Here is a 23084-nt window from a genome sequence, read left to right as displayed (position 1 = left end):
CTCCTTATTCGCCTAACCCGGCTGCAATCGCCGCGCCAATACCGTCAATCGCTTGTTGCGCTTGTTCACCGGTGGCGACAAAACGCAAACGGTGTCCTTTGACCACCCCCAAAGACACGATTTTCATCAAACTTTTCGCGCTCACCGGTTGGCTGTCGCGATCGAGATTTTGTACTGTCACCGCTACGTTATATTTTTTTACTTCATTCACTAAAACTGCGCTTGGGCGAGCGTGTAAACCATGTTCATTTTGAATTACAAAAATGCCCTCCACGGAATTTTCCGTGCCGGATACATTTTCTGTCGAATATTCCACCGCACTTTTTTCCACCGCCGGCGCTGTTGGCGCGCTAATCACTTCAATGCTATCCGCTTCTTGCAGCGGCAGGGCGGAAACGCTTTCGCCCAATCCGTCCGCGATCACTTTACCCAAGGCTTCAATTGCCGCTTGTGCATCTTCGCCCTCGGCAACAAAACGCAAGCGGTGACCTTGCGTCACGCCTAACGCCACGATTTTCATCAAACTTTTCGCGCTCACCGCGTCGCTACCGCGGGTCAGATTTTGCACCGTAATTTTCGCGGCAAATTTTTTCACTTCATTCACTAAAACCGCACTCGGGCGAGCGTGTAAACCATGTTCGTTGCGTACGGTAAAAGTGCCGACCACACGTCCAACTACCGCTGAATTTATCTGATTTTCATCAACCGGCGCTGCGGCTTCGTTAACCGCTTGCGCCGGCGCCTCTCCGTTTAAGGCACTGACAATTTGCACCGCGTTGCCTTGTAGCAAGGTTTGCTGCACTTGTGGTTCTAACAAACGTGCCAACAACGGATTGATTTGATCGTTAACCGCTGCTACGGTTAATACCGCTTGCACGGTTTTTCCGTTATTTTGGAACGGTTTTTTCGCGCGACTGAACGCCACCGCATTTTTTTCATTGCCGACAACCGCATCCGTCACCCATAAACCGCCGCCCAAAGGCAACGCCGGAGTGGCAATCACTTCGGAAACAAATTGATTATTGACCGCACTTTGTTGTTGTAATTTTCCGGCATTAATTGCGGTTAAAGTCAATAAACTTTCGCTGTCCACCGCTAAACTCAATAAATCCGACGACATTCGATATTCCTGTTCGCCCATCAAAATCGCGCGAAATTGTTTTGCATCTTGCAATTTCGCCAATTTTTCCGCAGTTTCTTCATCACCTAAAACGTGCGTTAACTGGCGTAATAATGCTAAATGTTCGTCGGAACGGGCGGCAATGCCGATCACCACATAAGCAATATTGCCCTCACCCCATTCAATACCTTGCGGAAATTGAAAAATCTGTACGCCTGTTTGTTTTACCATACCGCGAGTTTCCAACGTACCGTGCGGAATGGCAATCCCGTTGCCTAAAAATGTTGAGGTTTGCTTTTCGCGCCCTAACATTCCTTGTAAATAACCGCTCTCCACATAACCGGCTTGCTCCAGTGCTTTCGCCGCTAATTCAATCGCTTGCTGTTTGTTATCAGCTTGGGCTGATAAATGAATATTAGTTTCAGGTAAATTAAACATTTTTGCTCCTTATTTGAGGTTTCGATAGTTTTACATTGACTGAAATCGAAAGCTAAAACCTTTCAGCAAAGAGGTAAAGAGAAAGCTGCGACAATATTTAATTATTCGCAGCTTCCTTATTTATTTTCCGGTACAAAGCGCTAAAATCTGCTCGCTGCCTTGTACAATATATTCATCATTTTCTGACCGTACTTTGTCTTTTTGCAAATCTAACATAGCATCATAAATCCCTTGAGTGGCGCTTGGTCGATCCACCTGCTCCCAGCAAGATGGGCTAAGTTTGTTAAAATTGCCTTGTAAATCAGACGCAAACAGCACTCCGCTATAATAAGCGTAAACATTGCTGTCATGTCCGCCACCGTTGTAAAGGTTGGCTTTTACTTGATCGATTGGGACTAAAATGCGTCCTAAATACCAGTCATTCGCGCCGCTGGCAAAGGAATTAACATCATACTCCGCAGTTACTCGCCCTTTGAATGTGGCAATCGTCGCTTCATAAGCGGTAGCATAAGATTTCTGATCGATTTTATTTTCGCTTAGATTAATGACCGGTTTTTTGTCGTTCATAAATGGAATATAAGAGGTCACAGAATTCATTGAACAAGCTGCTAAGGTGCTTGCCATCAGAATAACGGAAAGTTTTTTTAACATATAGACTCCCAATTTAAGCGTGAATTGAGGCATTATACTAGGGAATCTGCCTTTATCCAAGCAGCGTAGCGGAATTCTTGTGCAAATTTGTTGCTTTGTTGCACAAAATTAACCGACAACCACCATTACCGGAAGATTTTGTCTAATTTTGCAAATCCTCGAGGTTATTCATATTACGAAAGGCGGATCTTTGCTCGCTAAAATCTACTGCTACCGCACCCTGTTGCCGCATAAATGCTAACATCCGACGCTCACCGCGTTGCAAGTAATCCGCAAGTACCGAGGCTAATTGCGTGGACAGCAAACAAAAAGTCGGATGTTCCCGCTCGCCATCACTGGCATAAGCCGCCAAAACGCCTCTGTTTTTGACCGCACTTTCCAATTTTTCGCGTAAATCCAGCGGCAAAAACGGACTATCGCAAGGAACAAATAGCACAAATTCACTGTCCGCCCGTTCAAGGGAAGTCAAAATACCGCTCAACGGTCCTTGAAAATCCGCCGGTTGATCAGAAAAAACCGACAACCCGCTTTGTGCATAAACCGCTTGATTACGATTGGCATTCAGCGAAATCTCCACCACCTGCCCGCGCAAACGTCGGTAACAATGCATAAACAAAGGCGTCCCTTGATAAAGCTGTAACCCTTTATCCACGCCCCCCATCCGCCGCGCCTTCCCACCGGCTAAAATCACCGCACTTATTTTCATGTTTATTCCTTTGTTATTTTGTAGCTATGTAGGGTGAAACACACCAACAAAATCTTTATTATTTTACACCGCACGTTTATAAATTTCACCTAACGTCATTTTTTGTTTTCCGAATAAACGCACGCTTTGGGCAAAAAATAATTCGCCGGCGGCAATAGCGTCTATCAAGGCGTTGTGGGTGATATATTCCGGTAAACCGTATTGTTTACGCACGCTTGCTAATTGATAATTCGGCGGTAAATAACTAGATTTTTGCTTTAAAAAAGAACGCTCAATTTTTAAGGTATCCAACCAAAGCAGCGGGAAATGCGAGATATTATAACGCGTGACCAAATAATGTTGAATGAAACGTTTTTCAATATTGGCACCATGAGCAATCACGATGCGTCCTTTCATCAAAGCAAATAATTGATTCATTACCTCATCCAAGGTTTCCGCACCATTGAGCATTTGCGGTACGATATGATTAATCACCACCGTATCTTCTTTAACCTCTTGTTCGGCAACAAATTGATGCCAAGTTTGGGATAAATTCAAGGTAAAATGATCAATGGGAACCGCAGCGACGCTCAGAATATTATCCATCATGGAATTTAATCCCGTGGTTTCAAAATCAATGGATAAATAAGAAAGTGCGGTCAAATCAGCGTGCGTTTGCGGGTAAGGTTGCGCAAAAAGTGCGTTCAACTCCGCCGGCAAATGCGTTTGTGCTTGCCATTTTTGGCGCGCTGATTCAAGCTGGCGGAGCGGATGAAAACGTTGGAAGAAGGCGGAAAATCCTTTCATCGTATCATGCCTCGCTGTGAAAAGCGTAATTCCGCCGCCTCTTGGATTTTGGCAATTAAACGGAACGCGTCTTTGAGATGGTTGCGATGAAATGAGGTTAATTCGCGCGGATCAATGTGATTGGTCAGCGATTGTTGTTGCTGTAATTGGGTTAGCTGAAATTTAAAGCGCAGATCGCAAACAAATTCATATGCGCCCAGCGCATTTTCAAGCGTGACTTGATCCAAAATACCTAATTTGTGGCTGATTTCAAAACGCGCTTTGGTGGACATGGTTTCCGATACGCCGGCGGCTAAAGCATAAATCCGCCCGAGATCCGCCAATAAACTGATCGCGCGTTTTTTCAAATTCAGCATATTTTTATTTTCTCCGTCCTTGCTCACCACAAAATGGCGGAAAATACTCAATGGTGGCTTAACCCGAATCGCATTGGCGGTTAAAAATGCGAGGAAGCGTTTGTTATTGGCGATTAAATCGACAAAGTGTTGCTGTAATTCATCAGCTAATCTCGTTTCACCATAAATCCCGCGCATATCCATTAAGACCGAAGCATTGAGTAACCCGTCTAATTCGGGATAGCGTACCCAATTAGTAAAATCGTTTTTCCACTCCGCCAAAGATTGACACCAACGCGGGTTGGACGCCATATAATTACCGCTACAACGGGCATAGCCACATTGATGCAAGCCTTCATTCACAAAACGTGCCAACTGCTTAAAATAGGCTTTTTCTGCGTCATTTAACGGGCGCTCCACGATTAATGCGTTATCTTGATCGGATAAGGGATGGATTTCATAACGCGCTTGCGATCCGGCGACAACCCAAGCGTAACCACAAGGCGGCGCACCAAATTGATGTTCCGCCATCATTAATAATTTACGATGAAACGCATCAGCAATTAAGGTCATCACTTTCATCACATTGTCAAAACTGGCGCTGCTTTCGATTAATGCGCTAAACACGCCTTGTTGTTGCTTGGCGACTTCGATTAATAATGGCAGGCTGTTGGCTTGGAAAATATGATTAATAATAAAAATAGATTGCACATTATGATATTTGACCAAATCCGTCGCGGTCAAAATCCCCTCAATTTTTCCCTCATTGACCACCGGCAAACTGCGGATATTGTGCTGCATCATCAAAGACACCGCATTTAACACCAAATCATCCGCCGCAATGACCGGCGGTTGCGGCGTCATAATGGCGGTCACCGGCGTTTGCACGTCCACATTGTGCGCCACCACTTTTTTTGTCATATCACGGTCGGTCACAATACCGACAAGGCGATCGTTTTGCATCACCAACGCAGAAGATCGTCGCCGGATCGTCATGGCTAATGCCGCTTGTTGAATACTGGACGTATGCGCCACCAACGCTACTTTCGGATTGGCAATTTCCGCGACGGTTTTGATAAAAATATTATCCGCACCTTTCATCACTTGATGGCGCAAACTGGCTAAACGGGTGCTGGTGTTGGTAGAAAAATAATCGGCATAATGAGGATGTTGTTTTAAAATTTGATTAATAAAATGGTAAGAAATTTGATAAATCAGGCTGTTTTCGATAGCGTAAGCGGTATATTTTTCGGCGTGTGATGTATCGAAAATACTAAAACCGAACACATCTCCGGCTTCCAATTTAGCGCGCAACTGTCCGGAGGCATTAATTTGCTCCACTTCGCCGGTACGCACAATATATAAAAAATCCTGCGGGGTTTGCATTGAAACAACAATCTCGCCTTTTGGCACATAACGAATTTGAATATTATTGGCAATTTGGCTGATCAAGGGTTTGGGTAAATGATTAAACGGAGAAACCTCTGCAATAAAGAGTTCGATATTGGGAATCAGCGAGTTATCCATAAGAAATGCCTCATTAACGACAATAGACGAGGAATAGCATACAAAAAGTGCGATCAAAATGCACCATAAAATCCTCCTCATTCGCCATCATGGTTTACTTTTCTTCGCGGGATAATTCAAGTATGATCGCCAATAGATTAGGTTACGATTATAAGGAATATGTATGAAATGTCATCGTTTACATGAAGTTTTGGAACTTCTCCAACCATATTGGTCTAAAGATCCGGATTTGCATTTATTGCAAATTTTGCAAAAAATTGCCAATGAAGCCGGATTTGATAAGCCGATTTCAGAATTAACCGACGAAGTCATTATTTATCATCTCAAAATGCACGGAACGGACAAACACGAACCCATTCCCGGAATTAAAAAAGATTATGAAGAGGATTTCAAAACTGCACTGCTTAAAGCACGTGGTATTCTTAAATAAAGGACGCATTTATGAAAAAACTATTACTGACATTATTCTCGCTTTTTGCCGTCACCGCTAATGCCTACGCATTGGATATTCAAGACGGTAAACAATATATTTCCGTCAATGGTCAACGTTCCGTGCAGCCGGAGGTGGTGGAATTTTTCTCTTTCTACTGCCCACATTGTTATGATTTCGAAATGCGCTATGACATTCCTAATAAAGTGAAAAATAGCTTACCGGAAGGCACTGCATTTAGACAATATCATGTTGATTTCTTAGGCTTTCAATCTGAAAACTTAACCCGCGCTTGGGCGTTGGCAATGGCATTGGGCGCTGAAAATAAAGTGAAAAAACCATTATTTGAAGCGGCACAAAATGCCGTGAAAAGTCGCAATCAAAGCGCACCGTCAATGGATGACATTCGTCAAATTTTTATCGACAACGGCGTAACGGCAGAACAATTTGATGGCGGTTGGAACAGCTTTGCGGTCACCGCATTGGTAAACAAACAAACCAAAGCGGCGGAACAATTGCACGTGCGCGGCGTACCGGATTTCTACGTTAACAATCAATATCGTATCAATCCTGAAGGTCTCTCTCGTACCGAACAAGGATTTATTAACGATTATGTGGAAACTATCAACGGATTATTGAAAAAATAACCCGCCGATAATTGCATAAAAAAAATTGCAAAAATCAGAAAAAATTGGTTTAATGCTTGCCGATTTTTGACAGATGATAACTGAGGATACTATGGCTGAAAGTTTTAGCGTTACCCGCCGTTTTTTTGACGATAAAAATTACCCGCGTGGATTTGCACGTCACGGTGATTACACTATTAAAGAGTCTCAAACTTTAGAACAGTATGGACAGGCATTTAAAGCATTAGATTCAGGTGAGCGCGAGCCGGTAACGGAAGAAGAAAAAGCTTTTGTCCAATTTTGTCGCGGTGAACGCCCTGCAGAAACATTCTTTGAAAAAACATGGAATAAATATCGTTCACATATTTCCACCACTAAACGCGTTTACACCTTATCCGGTGTGGTCGGCGTGGATAATTTGGATGATTTTTCTGCAGAATAACACCCAAATAAGCAAACGGAAGGCTTGAGAATTCAAGCCTTTTATTTTTTCTACTACCATTTTGTCTCTTATCAAGCGAAGATTATGCAAAGGTTACCAACTGAACTTTATTCCCAACTTCTGGCGGAAAAACAACAAAAACTGACCGCACTTTTAGCGCCCTTTGATGCGCCACCTTTACAGGTTTTTACCTCCCCCGTGCAGCATTACCGTATGCGCGCCGAATTTCGCATTTGGCACGAACAAGAGGATTTTTATCACATCATGTTCGATCCGCAAACCCGCCAACGTTATCGCGTGGATCAATTTCCGATTGCCGGTAAATTAATTAACCGCGTGATGCAAGCCTTGCCGGCTTTACTAAAACAACATCAGGTACTTTCCCATAAATTATTCCAAATTGACTATTTAAGCACGCTAAGCGACCAAATTATCATCAGTTTGTTGTATCACAAAGCCTTAACCGACGAATGGCAAACATTGGCGCAACAGCTGAAACAACAATTGCAACAACAAGGCGTTAATGTGCAACTGATCGGGCGGGCAAGTAAGCAAAAAATTTGTTTGGATCAGGATTTTGTAGATGAAGTATTGACCGTTAATGGACGCCAATATATTTATCGCCAAGTAGAAAACAGTTTTACTCAACCAAATGCGCACGTAAACTGTAAAATGTTGCAATGGGCAATTGAATGTACCCAAGGCAGCCAAGGCGATTTATTGGAACTTTATTGCGGCAACGGGAATTTTTCCATTGCCTTAGCGCAAAATTTCCGTCGCATATTGGCAACTGAAATCGCCAAACCGTCAGTGGCGGCGGCGCAATTTAATATCTCCGCAAATCAAGTGACGAACTTGCAAATTATCCGAATGTCGGCGGAAGAATTTACCCAAGCAATGAACGGCGTACGCGAATTTAACCGTCTGCGCGGCATTAATTTGCAAGAATATGAATGCAATACTATTTTTGTCGATCCACCGCGTGCCGGCTTGGATTTTGACACCGTGAAATTGGTACAAGGGTATGAGCGCATTTTGTATATTTCTTGTAACCCATTGACATTATGCGAAAATTTGGCGCATTTAAGCCAAACACACAATATCGCCAAAGCGGCATTATTTGATCAATTTCCTTATACAGAACATATGGAGTGTGGCGTATGGCTCGTCAAAAAGTCGCCATTCAATTGATTTGCGAAATCGAAAATAGGCAAAACTTCACCGCGCTTTGCCAACAGCAAGGGTTAACGCATGATGAAACCAGCCCGTTGGCATTAGTGCAAACGCAAGTGGCAGACGAGGTGCGTTTAGAATTACGTAAATTAGACGAACCGAAACTCGGTGCTATTTTTGTGGATTTTGTGCATGGCGCACTGGCATATCGTCGTCAATTTGGTGGCGGACGCGGCGAGGCAATTGCAAAAGCGGTGGGCATAAAAAAAGGCTATTTGCCCACCGTGATTGATTCCACCGCCGGACTTGGGCGTGATGCCTTTGTACTGGCGGCAATTGGCTGTCGGGTGAAATTAATCGAACGTCATCCGGTGATCTATTTGCTGCTGCAAGACGGATTACAGCGCGCTTACGCGGATGCCGAAATTGGTGCCATGATGCAACAAAATATGCAATTGTTGCCGCAACACCATATCGCCGCCCTTGATCCCAAGGTGGATTTCGCCGACGTGGTTTACCTCGATCCCATGTATCCGCATAAACAAAAAAGCGCGTTAGTCAAAAAAGAAATGCGCGTATTTCAACACTTGGTCGGCGCTGATTTAGACGCAGCGGAATTACTCCCCGTCGCCCTGCAACTCGCCCGCCGACGCGTTGTCGTCAAACGCCCTGATTACGCTGAATTTCTCGCACAAAAAGCACCGCACTTCAGCCGCGAAACCAAAAACCACCGATTTGATATTTATTTAACTGCAGATTGAGGAAATTTGCAGAAAGTTGTGTGCCCACCAATAAAATAGATAAGGTGATTGTTTGCACGAGCATTTCTCATATTTCCAATCAATCTCTGGCTCAAGTATTGCTCATCTTTCCGATCAATCTCTGGTGCGAGTATTGCTTATCTTTCTAACCAAACCGCTGGCGCGAGCATCGTGCTCGTGCCTTTTCATTTTCTCTCAAAAAAATCACCGCTCTTTCCATTTCCCCCGTTTTCACCGCCGAAGCGACTTACCATTTCTAGGAAAATTTGTCGTGTTTGAGCTTGCAACGCAAGCGAGTTTCAAATTTTCCGTCAAAGAAATGGTAATCAAGCGCAAGGAAAAGGTGAAACCGGGTTGCCTTTCTTTTGGTTACTTTTCTTTTGGCAACGCAAAGAAAAGTAACACTCAAAAACCACCGCACTTTTCCCCTCAAATAATAAATCGTCCCCTTAATATCCATTTTGGAAAATCATTTTTTACTCGCAAAAAATCTTTAAAAGTGCAGTTAAAACTTAAAGAAATTTTTAAATTTCATCCTGTTAATATAGCATTTTTGTTATTTTATAAGCTATATTTATAGCGTTAATTGTATCGCACAGGGCTTTTGGTACCGTAATACGTTGGTGAACGCTATCTTTGTCACAACGCCGGTGATGGAAACCTTTATACAATTATTGCCAAAAGTAGAGGATGTGGTCTTGTTTAGTTATTCCGAACGTCTCGTATTAAGCAATTTAGAGCTTTTAAGAGAACAAAGAAGTTAATTTTTTTAAGATCAGGAGAATATAAATGTCATATGTTGTTAATCCGCCGCCAGTAGTCGGCGTAGCTGTTGTTGATAGCGATCAGTTATTTCCGGTGCGTCGTGTTTATTGTGTCGGGCGTAACTACGCGGCTCATGCAAGAGAAATGGGCTTTGATCCCGATCGCGAGCCACCATTTTTCTTCTGTAAACCGACAGATTCCGTAGTTCCAGTTAAAAGTGGCGAAACTTATGGTTTCCCTTATCCGACACAAACCAAGAATTTGCATTACGAAGCAGAACTGGTAGCAGTAATTGGTAAAGCCGGTAGCAATATTCCCGTTGAACAAGCCCTTGATTATGTATGGGGCTACGCAGTGGGTTTGGATATGACTCGTCGCGATTTACAAATAAAAATGCGTGAAATGGGACGTCCTTGGGAAATTGGTAAAGCGTTCGATTATTCCGCGCCAATCGGACCAATTTATCCCGCCAGCAAAATTGGGCATTTCAGTTCCGGCTCCCTTTGGTTGACCGTCAACGGTGAATACAAACAACATACCGATTTGAGCCATTTAATTTGGTCCGTACCGGAAATGGTGGCGTATTTATCAACTTACTTCAAACTGCAACCGGGAGATATCATCTTTACCGGTACACCGGAGGGTGTGGGGGCAGTTGTTCGCGGCGATAAAATGGTAGCGGGTATGGATTCACTTGGTGAATTACAGGTTGATGTTGTCTAAAGCAAGCTTTGAAACTGTATAGTATTTTACAGCGCTACCTCTTATCGCGTAAGAATTGCTTTAAATTTAAAAGGTGTTGACACGGAATATGCCCGAGCCAACATAATCCTGCCGGATTGGTGACGGCATTAACAATTTAGGGCAATCTTTGGCTATTTTGGATTATTTAAGTACGAAGAAGAATAAATAAAACGCCAAAAGACGTTGGATGACGCAAAGAAAAAGCGCAATAGTGTGCCCTTAACAATAATCGAGATAATCCGGAATGTCCTGCGCTATACGCTTTGCAACATAAAAAAGAGTAAGGAAATGATGAAATTACCGCTAGGTAAAATTCTCTCTACGCAAAAATAAGCTTGTTCTACCGCATGTTCTATCCCCATACTATTTGCCATCTCATCGGTACTGCCGGTGTGAGAAAAATAGCAAAGATACAACAAAAATGACGTTGACGGATTAAGTAAAATTTTTGTTTTTTGCCTATTTTCTTAAAAGGACGTCTTACCCTTTTTTATTATCTTCTCATAGCAAGCCGATGTTCTAACAAAACAATGCGGTATTAGTAGCAGTTGCACAAAGATTGAAATCGCTAAATAAATTAAGATCCCCATAATCATCTATTATGGGGATTTTTATATGTCCGAAAACGGTTTAATTTCACAACTAAAGAAAGATATAAAAAAGTGGTGGGTATTAGATGATTTAACCATTGAGATGATTAAAGTTGATAGGGGCATTTCCGAAGTCAGTAGCCATCTTCTTACCCCAAAAACGTGTTTAGCGGTCTATAATGTGTTAAAAAAGCTAAGAGCCTAAAATATGGTAGAACAAAAAATATTACCCTTGCAAGGGGAGATTAAACACTCAGCTTGGAGGCTTAAAAAGTTAGCATAATAGGGATTATATTAACCTTATTGTTTAATCGCCAACGTACCTTTACCATATTCTTTTCAAGGCGTACCACAACGCCTTTATCCAATGCTTTAACGCTCCACGCATAGAGATGGTATGTTGAGCGGAGATGGGTTTGTTCGCTTGGTCGTCTTTGATAAGGACTAAGGCAATCAATTCATTACCGTAAAATAGCAGTGTGGCTCTTACTTTAAGACTTCAAGCACCATTTTCCGCAGTTTGCCTTTGAAGTGGTGTTGATGCAGTTTGTAAGTGATTTGTAAGTGAAATGGGCAGTATTGTATTCCTACTGAATGCCGATATTCTAATACTTCAAGGGCGTGGCGGAGCTTTTGCAGCTTATCATCCATAAGGCTAAGTGTTTCACTACTTGCTCACGTTCACGCTCGAATAAGCGGATTTTGTGTTCAATTTGATGGATACAGACCGATTTAGTCATTATTGCCACAAGCCCTCTTGGTGTACAATTTTCCGTTGCCAATAGCCACACCATTCATTGTTTTCGTTGATCGTATAGAGGCATTTATCTAAGATGTCGCTAAACTGCCAACCATTCGGCTTTCTGCGGTTATCTTCACGGTAAGCCACATTCGCATAGTTGAGTAGATAAGCGTTACTCATTTTATGCACCTAACCGTAATACATTCGTTTAAAGCGACTGAATAGGCTTTCGGCTTGATTGTTCGTTATGCCTAAATCACCGCGGTATTCTTCCTTGTGATTGACGGTACGTAAATCGTAACGAGGTAATAGCACATCGTAGGTAGAGCTTTCATCGGTATTGATACGGCTATTCGCTTGAATAAAACGATTCGCAAAGGTACTGACAATCGGCTGCATTTCGGATTTTGCCACCATCACCAGCGAACGTTTTGGTCCACAAACTTGGTTGCTAACTGGGAATGGGGCGATGTTTCAAACAACTAGTCAGGAAAGTGATATACCCTATCAAGAGGAAAAGCTCATCGCACACTACCGTGCAATGCCTGAAAAACTTAAAGAAGCTTTTTCAATTTCTTTTAAAGAAATTTCAAAAATAGATAATGTTTAATATAGTAAAAAGCCATCTGAATTTGAACTCAGATGGCATAGTGTTATTTTAATCCCCAATAAACTAAACCTTTATACGGCAATTTGATGTTAGGCAACCAAAAATCGTTGCCTTTCCAACCTTTATCTTCATTACCAACCACAAGGTAAAGCGTTAAAAACAAATCGTTTGGGTATTTATCGCCTAATTTACGGTCATCTTCAGAGAGCATTGTACCAGTGGCTCTACCAATTTTTCTTCCCTTTTTGATTAAAACATAATTTTTAAAACTTGGGCGTTGGGTTTGTAAGGCTCGAATACTAGTAATAAATTTTTGTTTATCCCAATCATCAGAATGATAATTACCTAGATTTTCTAAAATTAAAAATAAGGTTTCACTGTCAATTTGGTATAAATCTTCCTTAATTGGGTTTTGCTCAATAGCAGAAAGTAATCCGTTGATTTGGGCTAAATTTTTTTCATTTGGCTTAAATGGAAAATAATTTACACCGCCAACAAGTTGATTGATTGCATCTGATTTCAACACATTTTTACGTGTTGGGTTGATATTTTTCGGATAAATAATTTGTACATTGCCGTTTAATTGCTTGGCTTGTTCAATAATTAAATTATTTGCTTGATTAAGCGATACAAAAAATTTATATACATCCATTGGCATATAAAGCCTTAACAGAGATGTATCACGATCATAACCAAAAATGCGAGAATGCTGCCAAAAAGTATCTGCATTTGGCTTTTTGGCTGTACGACTATAATAAACTGTTTGCAGTTTTGGAATAGTTAAACCACGCCCAATCACATTACCGCCAATCACGATATTAAAATCTTTTTCTAAATCAAAATCAGATTCAGTTTTAGAATTTAGCACAACAACATTAATTCGTTTATTTTGCAAAAGTGCGGTCAGGTTTTCGTAGATTTCTTCAAAGTGATGAATATTGGGTTTAGTTTTCTGTAAATCTTGATAGCTTTCTTTAAAACTATTTGCAAAATTTTCATCATTATTTACGGCGTATACTAACTCATTTAAACAAGATTTAATTTTATCTGCAAATGCTTTATGATCTTGGATTTTATAACTTGGGTGTAATGCAAAATTACAGTTAGTTTTATTGCATAAATCAAATTCTGCACAAGTAATCATAAATGATTGTAACGCCTGTTTAACACCATAAGGAATATCGCTACTATCATCTTTAATCTCATCTAATTCACTGTCAATCGCTCGGAAAATATAACTTGGTGGATCGGAAAAAACAAAATTTCCGCCAATATATTTTTCACCAGGTTCAAAGAAATGAACAAAATCAGGCTGCCAATTAGAATCCAAGTGCTGCAACAATAAGGATTGTGGTGTTGCCGTTAATTGAATAAATAAACTTTGACAACAGCTATTTTTGATTTCATTTAATAATTTATTGATTGTACTAGCATCTTTATCAAGTTTATTTACATTAGTATTAAGGCTTGCAGCATCAGCTTCATCGTCCACAATAACTAGAGGATATCCTTTTAAATTTTCTTGGCTTTTAAATAAGTTTCGCCAACGTTTTAACACACTGGCATTTTTCTTGATAACCACTAAAATCGGGTTATCTGCTTTCATTACTTGGGTAAAACTTTTGTCATCATCTTCTGATAAGACAATAAATTTATCCAAACTTGCTTTAGCTCGTTTTACAGTTTGCTGCTGTAAATCGACACTATCAGTAGTCAGATAAAGGAAAATTTTATGATCGCCATCGTCAGCCAATGCACTTAATACACCTAAAACTTGGGCGGTTTTACCACTTTGTACATTGCCTAATAATAAAACATTTTGGGCTTTTTTTAGCTCAATTTGAGTCAATTTATCCATAAATCCTGAAACGGTGTTTTTTACAGAATCCGCTAATTCAGGTGGTGTAAGTTGATTTAAATAGGTTTGCAGCATTTAGTTTTTCCCCTTAAATGAAAGTAACCAAATATCGGGATTATCCGTTGAACGAAATTCAAAATGATCGTTGCCATATTTGCATAAGGTTTCTTCAGTAATTCTTTCACCTGTTTTTAAACAGTTTGCACTTTCTAATCTACCTTTAATCCATTTTCCTAAAGTTTTTAGATCGTTTTCGGAACGAAAATTTTTAGAATAATCACCTGATGTTTTACATTTAAATTTCCAGCCATCGTCAGTAATTACAGTAAACGACTTATGACAAGGATAGCCTTGCTGTTGTGTAATATCTTTTGAAATAATAAGCTCTACTTCATACCAAGGTCTTGGCTTAATAAAGCCACGCTTATCTTCTCGTCCTTTTCCAAAGAAAACATTTAAATTACTGCTTTTTTCCGTTTTAGCTTGAATATGGAATTTATAAATTGATGTTTGTAGAAATAATTTTGCAACATCACTTGCATTGACCCTGCTTACACCTAAGCAATTTTCTAAATGGCTATTGTGCTCTTTGAATTTATTTGGAGTTTCAACTTCACTAATAGATTTTCCTAGCTTATTAATTGTGCTTTGAATATCTGTCTGTAGACTTAACGCACTACTTCCGCTGAGATGAAGCATTGTTTCATAAGTACGTTCTGTACTATCCCAAAAACAAGTCAAATTTGCCGAACCAATTAAGCCGTCAATTTGTTTTCCACTTCTAAAGGAATACATTTTTCCATGGAATTTAACAAAAGGAGAAATAAAAACAGAACCACGCTTTTCTTCTTGTAAAAATTGATTAAGTTCGCAAAGACTATCGTATTGCGGGCGAGTAAAACCTTCTAGATAGTGCATCCCAACCAAAAGGTCTAGCTTTTTTAATTTAGAGTGATGTTCAATGATTTTATGTAATTCTTTAATAGCATCATTAGAAACATAACCTGTAGCCATTATTGCTTCATCAGCAGATTTAAATAAATCCATCCAAACTTTATTTAGTGAATGATTTGTAATCTTAGCTTGAGCGATATTAGAAAAAACAGTGTTCATCGTTTTCCCCCGCGAATATTATTTAGACGATCTTGGAAAATTTTGGCTTTTTCTGCTTTCAATTTTTCGTGTAAATCCACTTTTTCATAATTATCCGAGAAAATCGGCAAAATTGCTTTTGCAAGCTCAACCACACCTTGTGGTGGTACTGCATTGCCAATTTGACGGCGAACTTCAGTAGTTGAGCCAATAAATTCAAAATCATCAGGGAAACTTTGCAATCTGGCACGTTCACGATTAGTAAAGGCTCGAGGCTCAGGAAAATGATAGCCCCAAGTTCCACCACCGCCAGCTGCAATAATGGTTTTTGATGGTTCATCTCTATGCATACGGCGGTAAACGTGGCTAATCATTCCTTTCACATACAAAGGATGATCTTTCGGAATATCGGTAAAATTACCCCCCTCGGGAATAAGTGACAGCATTTGACGAGTTTTATCGCTAATTTTCATCAGCTCATTGTTCATCGCATCGTTTGGAATATTAGAAACAGCTTGACCTGCGGTAACGTAAGGTTTTAGCCCATTTTCACCGCTTGCATTATGAGTTGGCATTGGGTGTTGGAAATTAAAGCCAGTATCTAAACGTACGCCGACAATCAGCACACGTTCACGAAATTGTGGTACGCCAAATTCGGCAAAGTTATACAACTTAGCTTGAACGTAATAACCGCAGCTTTCAAAATCAGTAATAATTTGTTGAATGGCTTTTTTCTTATTTGCTGTCAGCAAACCTTTCACATTTTCTGCTACAAACACTTTCGGTTTTTTGGCATTCACAAAGCGTAAAAAGCTCTTGTAAAGATTGCCTCGCTCGCCATCTAGGCCAGGCTGTTTCCAAATCATCGAAAAGTCTTGGCACGGAAAACCACCAAGAATAATATCGCAGTCGGGAATCGTAGGATCATTTGGGTTAATCTGTTCAATATCACCTTCTACAATTACATCACTGATATTTTTACGGAAACTTTCGCATGCCCAATGAGAAAAGTCGTTCGCCCAAACTGTTTCGTAACCAGCTTGGTGAAAACCAAGATCCAAACCTCCACAGCCTGAAAAAAGAGAAAGGATTTTTGGTTTTGGTTGCGTACCAAATAAAGAGAGTTGATTAGACTGCATAGGATTTTACTCCCATACAAAAAGTTGAAAAAATTCTTTGAACGAATTTTTGTAAAGAGCTATTCTGTTGCAACGCAACGCAACGCAACGCAACGCAACGCAACGCAACGCAACGCAACGCAACGCAACGCAACGCAACGCAACGCAACGCAACGCAACGCAACGCAACGCAACGCAACGCAACGCAACGCAACGCAACGCAACGCAACGCAACGCAAACTTTTTTTTTTTTTTTTACGCAACGCAACGCAACGCAACGCAACGCAACGCAACGCAACGCAACGCAACGCAACGCAACGCAACGCAACGCAACGCAACGCAACGCAACGCAACGCAACGCAACGCAACGCAACGCAACGCAACGCAACGCAACGCAAAAATGCTAATTGTAAAGCAAATAGTGTCAAGAACATTTTAAATCCTTAAAATAAATGTATATGGAATTATGCCGCAGAATCATTTCTCTTACTATCATTTCTATACCAAAGATTTAGCAAACCCAAATATGCTTGTTATTGATGGGAAACGGCACTATCGTTGCTCTTAAATATTTAGCAAGATATCTCTAATCATTAGCCACCTTAAATGCTGGCTAATTACTTAAAATAGCTTAATAACACACCTCTTAAAAATTAGATTGAACAAGACATCATCAATCAAACACACCAAAATCCCCAAAATTCTGCCATCTCATGCAAAAATAGTACTTACATATCAATCAGTTAAAGCTATTTTTCGTGTTTTATTAAAAAATACTTGACAGGTTTTGGATTTTTTGATTGAAAATTTCGCTTAACAAATGCCTCCCTTACAACTACCATTTTGGGCACAGAGAATAGTCCTTTTATTACCATTTTTAATGGTTTTCAAGCCTAAAAAGGCTTGGAAAATCGAGAGTGGTAATAAAGGGATTTTTGTTTTTATGGCACAGCATTTCCGGCTTATCAGCAAACGCCCGCCACTTGTCACTAACTCAAGTGGTTGAGCTTGCTGATACCGAAATACTGTCCTTACTCAAAAAGGCCCGCTGGGGAACAGAAGATGAACAAGTTTTCCCTCGTTGTGGTGTCCGTCATTGTGCCTACTTCATTAATACTCGCCAACAATGGCAAATGTAAGCATTGCTACGCTCGCTTTTCGATTACGACTAGCACGATTTTCCAATTCCATAGACTGTCATTATGTCAGATTTTAATGGCCTTGTATCTATTTGCCACAGTGAGTTTTCCTTATTAGCATACAATATGCGATAATAAATGCCCTAAACTGGAAAATCCGTTTAGGGCATTTCATTTTTAAGCGGTTTTAATGAATTTGGGTCTTTGAGCAACTACTAAATAATACCAAAACCATGCCATTTTTAACCGCTTTTTGTTTCGCTTCTTTTCGGATAAAAAAGCCACCAATTGCTTGGCGGCAAAACTCCATCATAATGAAAAAGACGTATTAAGATGACTATTTAGAGGAAACTTGTTGTAAAAAGATTTTACGCGGTGAGCTTAAACCTAATTTTTCGGCTTCGTTGACTAAATTCAACGCACGGTTTACATCATTTTCTTTAAGTGCCTTGCTGACCGCTTGTTTAAAGTAAGCTTCCGTATCTTTGTCCACCGGTGCGCTTAACGCTTTGCCGGTGTTTGCAGCCGCTGACGGTTGAACATTACCGACAGGGTGCGCCGGTGTTTTATTGCTGCTGAAAATAGTAGTTGGGAGGCCGATAAATTTAGTCCCATTTGATGTGGAGGCATTTACAATGACTTCACCGTTTAAACTGTGTTTAACTTCAATATCATTAATTGCCGGCGGTTGTTTTCCCGTGGCTTTGGCATATACTTTTGCCGGATGAGGAATCAGGGTTGTTTTAGCAATATCTTGTTGCGTGGTATAAACTAATAAATATAAATAATCTTGTCCGGCAGCCGGTGTTAAATTCATATTCGCAGTAAAACGATTTCCTTTAAAGCCCTCCTCTTCTTGGAATTTAAATTCGCTCGAAGGGTAAGTTGCCGCTACGTTGAATTGGCTGTCTAAGATAACTGCTGTTGGAAGAAAAACATGATCTTCAAGTACCTGACTTTCAATCTCAATTTCGACAGTGCCTTGATTAGCCGGAATACGGTAAGCCGCTACAGGGCTTGCAATGCCCGCAAATTGACTTGTAAAGGCTTGTTTTTGCTGTTCGGTCAGCATGATTTTAGAGGCTTGCTCAAATGATACATCTTGCCATTGAACTTGAGCTAATTCTGTTGAGTTAATATACGTTGGCGTCCCCGTATTTGCTATACTCGGTGAAACAATAAACATATTAGCTAATAAAAGTGCGGTCGTTAAAAATGTTTTTTTCATATTAACCTCATGATAATTGATGGAAAAAGGGAGAGAAATTTCTCTCCCGAAATAGCATATATGATTATTATTGAAGCGGGATAAAAAGTATTACCACCAAGCTTCGAATTGTACACCGGCTACGAACTCAGCATCTTTTGCATCATAACCTGCGTTGGTACGATCTGTGATATTGAATTTATCGTTCCAATGTCCATAAGTACCGAAGACGCGAATGGCTGGACGCGCCCAAATGCTGTCGCCGGCTTGCCATTGTTGTGCGATTGTCGCTTTTACAAGATCATTTTTCTTGCCTGTTGCTTGATCTTTAATACGATCATAGCCAACCTCAAGTAAGGTACTCATTGTTTTATTCCATTTATACATCGGACGAATACCCGCAGAATACCAAGTTTTACCTTGATTGTTGTCTAAATCCGTTTTTTCATAGATTAAAGCATACATCATTTCTACTTTTGGTGAGAATTGTACGACACCATGATCGATTAAACGTAACATATGACCGTTGTTATTCACTGAAGCACCTTGTGAATGTCCGGTATTCCAAGAGGTCATGGAATCGGTAGCATATTGCGCAACAAATTTATTGAAACCACCAAAGAACTCACTTTGCGTATGTTCTAAAGTAATCATATAACCGTTTTTACTCGCTTTTGGTTCTAAGCGGTAGCCATTTCGAGTATGTGCATTACCATAATCAAAACCAATCTCCAATTTACCATTCGGATTAACATTTAAATCAGCTAAACGAATATCGAAGACATCGTTATAAACATTTGCTTTACGATCTTCAATTCGAGATTGGATCTTACCATCCTTGTCAATGTAATAAACTTTATCTTTACCGTACGTTGCCGTACCGCCTGTTTCGGTATTGCGTGTTACCGCTAAAGATAATTTACCAAAGCCTAAATCAATATTTTCAACCCCAGCACCCGGACCGGAAATATCCCAGTAGTAGAAGTCGTTCATATGTACATCATGACGTTGATAGAAACGTTTACCGGCCCATAATGTCGCGCCCGGTAATACGCCTTCGGCAAAGTTTTTAAATTGTACGTTGATTTCACGTAATGCCGGGCTGGTAGCTTCCCAGTCAACTTGTTGATCCACTGAATATGCAAGATTGGTATCTAAATAAATGGATTGATTACCATCTTTATAAAGCTCTTGCCCAAGTTTAAATTCAGCATAGGTTTCAGTTTCGTTACCTAAACGATATTTAGATCCTCCACCATTTACTTTTAATGCGCTTTGGTCACCACCGCCGGATGTCCAACCAATACCGGAACGGGCATAACCATGGAAATCAACCGCACTTGCACTGGTAGCGATAAGTGCGCCGGTAATCGCTGCTGCCAGCAAAGTCTTTTTATTGTTCATTTTTGACCTCTTATCTTTACATTTTTTAGGGGGTATCAATTAATTGATACGATTTCTTGATGCCCAATAAAAATTGTGCATCAAAATGAGTTAAATGCCTTTTTCTTTAAATAAACGTTGACAGGCTGTGCCATCTTCTTTAAATAGATGGCAACGTTCCGGGATAATACCGATATTAAATTCCTCCCCCTCATTTACTAACACTACGTCACTTTGACGATAAACTAAGGTCGGTTGTTTAATTTCCGGAATTTCAAGATGGATTTGGGTTTCATTACCCAATAATTCGACCACTTGGATATTGCCTTTTAGGGTTACGCCGGCTTGTTCTGCCGGCACTAAGTGTTCCGGACGAATGCCTAATGAAAGGTTGTCGCCGATGCTGACGCCCTGACCGGAGACAGGAATCCAGAAGCTGTGATGATTTGCATCCGGTAATTCGATTTGTACCCGCTCTTTTTCCACGCCGGTCACTTTTACCGGTAAGAAATTCATTTTTGGTGAACCGATAAAGCCGGCGACAAAACGGTTTGCCGGATAATGATAAAGTTCTAGCGGTTTTCCAACTTGCGCAATACCACCGGCATTTAATACCACAATTTTATCCGCCAAAGTCATAGCCTCTACTTGGTCGTGAGTAACATAAATCATGGTACGTTTTAATTTTTATGTAGTTTGGAAATTTCTACCCGCATTTGCACACGCAAGGCGGCATCCAAGTTGGATAACGGTTCATCTAATAAAAAAACTTCCGGTTGAGATACAAGAGTACGACCAATGGCAACCCGTTGACGCTGACCGCCGGATAAGGCTTTCGGTTTGCGGTCTAATAAATGAGCAAGTTGTAGAATTTCAGAAACTTGGTTAACCCGTTGGTCACGTTCCGCTTTACTCACACCGGCAAGTTTTAAGCCAAAAGACATATTTTCCGCGACATCAAGATGCGGATATAAAGCATAAGATTGGAAGACCATACCGATCCCGCGTTTTGCCGGTGGCACATCGTTCATTAATTTATCACCAATATACAATTCACCTGTGGTAATATCTTCGAGACCCGCAATCATTCTAAGCAAGGTAGATTTACCACATCCGGAAGGTCCAACGAATACAACGAATTCGCCTTCATGAATGTCTAAGTTAATATCTTTTGAGATATGAATATTACCGTAAGATTTACCTACTTTACGTAGCGATACACTTGCCATAAAAAACCTCTGCGTTGTTGTGTCATTTTTGGCTTACTTAACTAATTGCTGCTCATCATGCGTGATCTCGGCTTAAAAAAAATCCTCCTTTAACTAAAAAAATGAGGATTAGAATAAAAAATCAACAACCTACCTGAATAACCGACAATTGAGAAAAAATCCACCTACTTTTGTGATCTTGATCGCATTTTGCTTTTAGCATTTTGTGACCAGGATCACATATCTGATAAAAAGTACCAAAAAAGAGGAAAATAACGGGTGGGGAGTAGAAGGGAGGAGGATAACAAAGAAAAATATTTATACATATAATCAGCGGTAAATTGGGTAATAGGATTCATCTTGTTATCTATCCTTTCCACTTATCCTGTGGGTGACACAAGACCTGCTTACGACTACAAACTTTGAGGAGTATCAACATGAGCAAAAAAATCTTTCAATTTACGTTAACTGCAGCCGCCGGTTTATTACTTTCTACTTCAGTGATAGCGAAAATGAGCGAAGGCACATTGGTTATTTGGATCAATGGTGATAAAGGCTATAACGGTTTAGCGGAAGTCGGTAAAAATTTTGAAGCAGATACCGGCATCAAAGTGTTAGTCGAACATCCCGATAAACTGGAAGAAAAATTCCCACAAGTAGCCGCAACCGGCGATGGTCCGGACATTATTTTCTGGGCGCACGACCGTTTCGGTGGCTACGCACAATCCGGTTTGTTGGCGGAAGTACAGCCAAGCAAAGAGTTTAAAGAAAAATTTGTGGATTTCGCTTGGGATGCGACAACCTATAACGGCAAAATTATCGCTTATCCGGTAGCGATTGAATCTCTTTCTTTAATTTATAACAAAGAGTTATTGCCTGAACCGCCAAAATCTTGGGAAGAAATCGTTGAACTGGACAAAAAACTCAAATCACAAGGTAAACACGCGATTATGTGGAACCTTTCTGAACCGTATTTCACTTGGCCGGTTGTTGCCTCTAACGGTGGTTATGCATTTAAATTTGCTAACGGACAATATGATGCCAACGATATCGGCGTGAACAACGAGGGTTCACAAAAAGGCTTACAATTCGTAGTTGATATGGTGAAAAATAAAGTGATCAATGCCGATATGGATTACGCGGTGGCTGAAGCCAGCTTTAACAAAGGCGAAAGCGCATTAACCATCAACGGCCCTTGGTCTTGGGGCAATATCGAAAAAAGTAACATTAACTATGGCGTTGCGGTATTACCAACCTTAAACGGTAAAGCCTCTAAACCGTTTGTTGGTGTGTTAAGTGCCGGTGTGAATGCTGCCAGCCCGAACAAAGATTTGGCAAAAGAATTCTTAGAAAACTATCTTTTGACCGATGACGGTTTGGATGCGGTAAATAAAGATAAACCATTGGGTGCAGTGGCATTAAAATCATTCCAAGAAGTATTAGCCAAAGATCCGCGTATTGCGGCAACGATGGAAAACGCGAAAAACGGTGAGATTATGCCGAATATCCCTCAAATGTCAGCATTTTGGTATGCGGAAAGAAGCGCTATCATTAATGCAGTAAGCGGTCGCCAAGAGGTGAAAGCAGCATTAGATGATGCACGTTCTCGTATCCAAAAACCGGAATAAGGGAT

The 23084-nt window shown here is 40.6% G+C and carries 21 protein-coding genes and 3 pseudogenes; 12 read left to right on the top strand and 12 right to left on the bottom strand.

The window, feature by feature from the left end; all coding sequences use genetic code 11:
- Positions 1-4: 4 nt before the first annotated feature.
- The 5 genes from fruB to CFY87_RS08885 all read right to left on the bottom strand — a co-directional run bounded on the left by fruB (position 5) and on the right by CFY87_RS08885 (position 5563).
- Positions 5-1558, bottom strand: coding sequence for a fused PTS fructose transporter subunit IIA/HPr protein (fruB, locus tag CFY87_RS08905; RefSeq protein WP_094946828.1), 1554 nt, complete (start codon positions 1556-1558; stop codon positions 5-7).
- A 120-nt stretch (positions 1559-1678) separates the two neighbouring features.
- Positions 1679-2209, bottom strand: a complete 531-nt coding sequence (locus tag CFY87_RS08900) for a hypothetical protein (RefSeq protein ID WP_094946827.1) — start codon at positions 2207-2209, stop codon at positions 1679-1681.
- A 142-nt stretch (positions 2210-2351) separates the two neighbouring features.
- The gene (gene mobA, locus CFY87_RS08895; protein WP_094946826.1) at positions 2352-2921 is read right to left on the bottom strand and encodes a molybdenum cofactor guanylyltransferase MobA; all 570 of its coding nucleotides are present in this window, start codon (positions 2919-2921) and stop codon (positions 2352-2354) included.
- A gap of 57 nt (positions 2922-2978) precedes the next feature.
- Complete coding sequence (locus CFY87_RS08890) at positions 2979-3701, bottom strand: exonuclease domain-containing protein (protein ID WP_094946825.1); 723 nt, start codon at positions 3699-3701, stop codon at positions 2979-2981.
- On the bottom strand, positions 3698-5563 hold the full coding sequence (locus CFY87_RS08885; RefSeq protein WP_094946824.1) for a DUF294 nucleotidyltransferase-like domain-containing protein: 1866 nt from the start codon (positions 5561-5563) through the stop codon (positions 3698-3700). The genes CFY87_RS08890 and CFY87_RS08885 overlap by 4 nt, the downstream gene beginning before the upstream one ends.
- Before the next feature lie 163 nt (positions 5564-5726).
- Here CFY87_RS08885 and CFY87_RS08880 point away from each other — a divergent pair, with 163 nt between their 5' ends.
- The 8 genes from CFY87_RS08880 to CFY87_RS08845 all read left to right on the top strand — a co-directional run bounded on the left by CFY87_RS08880 (position 5727) and on the right by CFY87_RS08845 (position 11299).
- Positions 5727-5993: a YihD family protein gene (locus tag CFY87_RS08880; protein WP_094946823.1), complete on the top strand. Its 267-nt coding sequence runs from the start codon at positions 5727-5729 to the stop codon at positions 5991-5993.
- Between the two features lie 11 nt (positions 5994-6004).
- On the top strand, positions 6005-6640 hold the full coding sequence (gene dsbA / locus CFY87_RS08875; protein ID WP_094946822.1) for a thiol:disulfide interchange protein DsbA: 636 nt from the start codon (positions 6005-6007) through the stop codon (positions 6638-6640).
- A 91-nt stretch (positions 6641-6731) separates the two neighbouring features.
- Positions 6732-7061: a MaoP family protein gene (locus CFY87_RS08870; RefSeq protein WP_094946821.1), complete on the top strand. Its 330-nt coding sequence runs from the start codon at positions 6732-6734 to the stop codon at positions 7059-7061.
- 84 nt (positions 7062-7145) lie between these two features.
- Positions 7146-8252 carry a tRNA (uridine(54)-C5)-methyltransferase TrmA gene (gene trmA, locus CFY87_RS08865; protein ID WP_094946820.1) on the top strand — a complete coding sequence of 369 codons (1107 nt, stop codon included), beginning with the start codon at positions 7146-7148 and terminating at the stop codon, positions 8250-8252.
- Positions 8222-8995, top strand: coding sequence for a class I SAM-dependent methyltransferase (locus CFY87_RS08860; protein WP_094946819.1), 774 nt, complete (start codon positions 8222-8224; stop codon positions 8993-8995). The genes trmA and CFY87_RS08860 overlap by 31 nt, the downstream gene beginning before the upstream one ends.
- Positions 8996-9047: 52 nt before the next feature.
- Entirely contained in the window at positions 9048-9575 is a 528-nt protein-coding gene (locus CFY87_RS11730) for a hypothetical protein (protein WP_147291292.1), read from the top strand.
- Between the two features lie 209 nt (positions 9576-9784).
- The gene (locus CFY87_RS08850; RefSeq protein WP_094946817.1) at positions 9785-10483 is read left to right on the top strand and encodes a fumarylacetoacetate hydrolase family protein; all 699 of its coding nucleotides are present in this window, start codon (positions 9785-9787) and stop codon (positions 10481-10483) included.
- A gap of 636 nt (positions 10484-11119) precedes the next feature.
- Positions 11120-11299, top strand: coding sequence for a hypothetical protein (locus CFY87_RS08845; RefSeq protein ID WP_094946816.1), 180 nt, complete (start codon positions 11120-11122; stop codon positions 11297-11299).
- 534 nt (positions 11300-11833) lie between these two features.
- Here CFY87_RS08845 and CFY87_RS08835 read toward each other — a convergent pair.
- Positions 11834-12277 (bottom strand): annotated as a pseudogene (locus tag CFY87_RS08835) (transposase); the annotation flags it as partial.
- Between the two features lies 1 nt (position 12278).
- Here CFY87_RS08835 and CFY87_RS11805 point away from each other — a divergent pair.
- Positions 12279-12446 (top strand): annotated as a pseudogene (locus tag CFY87_RS11805) (helix-turn-helix domain-containing protein); the annotation flags it as partial.
- Between the two features lie 43 nt (positions 12447-12489).
- Here CFY87_RS11805 and CFY87_RS08830 read toward each other — a convergent pair.
- From CFY87_RS08830 to CFY87_RS08820, 3 genes are read right to left on the bottom strand one after another with little or no spacing between them, the layout of a single operon-like run.
- A complete protein-coding gene (locus tag CFY87_RS08830; protein WP_094946815.1) occupies positions 12490-14379 on the bottom strand; it encodes a Z1 domain-containing protein in 1890 nt (629 codons plus the stop codon).
- Positions 14380-15417, bottom strand: a complete 1038-nt coding sequence (locus CFY87_RS08825) for a restriction endonuclease PLD domain-containing protein (protein WP_094946814.1) — start codon at positions 15415-15417, stop codon at positions 14380-14382.
- A complete protein-coding gene (locus tag CFY87_RS08820; RefSeq protein WP_094946813.1) occupies positions 15414-16535 on the bottom strand; it encodes a DNA cytosine methyltransferase in 1122 nt (373 codons plus the stop codon). The genes CFY87_RS08825 and CFY87_RS08820 overlap by 4 nt, the downstream gene beginning before the upstream one ends.
- Before the next feature lie 24 nt (positions 16536-16559).
- Here CFY87_RS08820 and CFY87_RS11975 point away from each other — a divergent pair, with 24 nt between their 5' ends.
- Both CFY87_RS11975 and CFY87_RS12335 read left to right on the top strand, forming a co-directional pair.
- Positions 16560-16961, top strand: coding sequence for a hypothetical protein (locus CFY87_RS11975; RefSeq protein WP_094946812.1), 402 nt, complete (start codon positions 16560-16562; stop codon positions 16959-16961).
- Positions 16962-17497: 536 nt separating this feature from the next.
- Positions 17498-17653 carry a transposase gene (locus CFY87_RS12335; protein ID WP_236757406.1) on the top strand — a complete coding sequence of 52 codons (156 nt, stop codon included), beginning with the start codon at positions 17498-17500 and terminating at the stop codon, positions 17651-17653.
- A gap of 337 nt (positions 17654-17990) precedes the next feature.
- Here CFY87_RS12335 and malM read toward each other — a convergent pair whose 3' ends face one another.
- The 3 genes and pseudogenes from malM to malK form a co-directional block, all read right to left on the bottom strand.
- Positions 17991-18881 (bottom strand): maltose operon protein MalM, encoded by an 891-nt coding sequence (gene malM / locus CFY87_RS08805; RefSeq protein WP_094946811.1) that lies wholly within the window; start codon positions 18879-18881, stop codon positions 17991-17993.
- Positions 18882-18971: 90 nt separating this feature from the next.
- A complete protein-coding gene (locus tag CFY87_RS08800; protein WP_094946810.1) occupies positions 18972-20264 on the bottom strand; it encodes a maltoporin in 1293 nt (430 codons plus the stop codon).
- 90 nt (positions 20265-20354) lie between these two features.
- Positions 20355-21472: pseudogene (gene malK / locus CFY87_RS08795) on the bottom strand (maltose/maltodextrin ABC transporter ATP-binding protein MalK).
- A gap of 416 nt (positions 21473-21888) precedes the next feature.
- On the opposite strand from malK, the gene malE reads away from it, so the two are divergent.
- The gene (gene malE / locus CFY87_RS08790) at positions 21889-23079 is read left to right on the top strand and encodes a maltose/maltodextrin ABC transporter substrate-binding protein MalE (RefSeq protein WP_094946809.1); all 1191 of its coding nucleotides are present in this window, start codon (positions 21889-21891) and stop codon (positions 23077-23079) included.
- Positions 23080-23084: the final 5 nt, after the last annotated feature.

It is taken from the genome of Actinobacillus seminis (genome assembly GCF_002263215.1).
GTDB lineage: Bacteria > Pseudomonadota > Gammaproteobacteria > Enterobacterales > Pasteurellaceae > Actinobacillus_B > Actinobacillus_B seminis.
This window is presented reverse-complemented; position numbering and strand designations above follow the sequence as displayed.

What these genes read in the sequence shown, in the direction of transcription:
- fruB (WP_094946828.1), bottom strand. Translation starts at nt 1,558, where the DNA reads ATGTTTAATTTACCTGAAACTAATATTCATTTATCAGCCCAAGCTGAT.
- CFY87_RS08900 (WP_094946827.1), bottom strand. Translation starts at nt 2,209, where the DNA reads ATGTTAAAAAAACTTTCCGTTATTCTGATGGCAAGCACCTTAGCAGCT.
- CFY87_RS08890 (WP_094946825.1), bottom strand. Translation starts at nt 3,701, where the DNA reads ATGAAAGGATTTTCCGCCTTCTTCCAACGTTTTCATCCGCTCCGCCAG.
- CFY87_RS08885 (WP_094946824.1), bottom strand. Translation starts at nt 5,563, where the DNA reads ATGGATAACTCGCTGATTCCCAATATCGAACTCTTTATTGCAGAGGTT.
- CFY87_RS08880 (WP_094946823.1), top strand. Translation starts at nt 5,727, where the DNA reads ATGAAATGTCATCGTTTACATGAAGTTTTGGAACTTCTCCAACCATAT.
- dsbA (WP_094946822.1), top strand. Translation starts at nt 6,005, where the DNA reads ATGAAAAAACTATTACTGACATTATTCTCGCTTTTTGCCGTCACCGCT.
- CFY87_RS08870 (WP_094946821.1), top strand. Translation starts at nt 6,732, where the DNA reads ATGGCTGAAAGTTTTAGCGTTACCCGCCGTTTTTTTGACGATAAAAAT.
- trmA (WP_094946820.1), top strand. Translation starts at nt 7,146, where the DNA reads ATGCAAAGGTTACCAACTGAACTTTATTCCCAACTTCTGGCGGAAAAA.
- CFY87_RS08860 (WP_094946819.1), top strand. Translation starts at nt 8,222, where the DNA reads ATGGCTCGTCAAAAAGTCGCCATTCAATTGATTTGCGAAATCGAAAAT.
- CFY87_RS08850 (WP_094946817.1), top strand. Translation starts at nt 9,785, where the DNA reads ATGTCATATGTTGTTAATCCGCCGCCAGTAGTCGGCGTAGCTGTTGTT.
- CFY87_RS08845 (WP_094946816.1), top strand. Translation starts at nt 11,120, where the DNA reads ATGTCCGAAAACGGTTTAATTTCACAACTAAAGAAAGATATAAAAAAG.
- CFY87_RS08830 (WP_094946815.1), bottom strand. Translation starts at nt 14,379, where the DNA reads ATGCTGCAAACCTATTTAAATCAACTTACACCACCTGAATTAGCGGAT.
- CFY87_RS08825 (WP_094946814.1), bottom strand. Translation starts at nt 15,417, where the DNA reads ATGAACACTGTTTTTTCTAATATCGCTCAAGCTAAGATTACAAATCAT.
- CFY87_RS08820 (WP_094946813.1), bottom strand. Translation starts at nt 16,535, where the DNA reads ATGCAGTCTAATCAACTCTCTTTATTTGGTACGCAACCAAAACCAAAA.
- malM (WP_094946811.1), bottom strand. Translation starts at nt 18,881, where the DNA reads ATGAAAAAAACATTTTTAACGACCGCACTTTTATTAGCTAATATGTTT.
- CFY87_RS08800 (WP_094946810.1), bottom strand. Translation starts at nt 20,264, where the DNA reads ATGAACAATAAAAAGACTTTGCTGGCAGCAGCGATTACCGGCGCACTT.
- malE (WP_094946809.1), top strand. Translation starts at nt 21,889, where the DNA reads ATGAGCAAAAAAATCTTTCAATTTACGTTAACTGCAGCCGCCGGTTTA.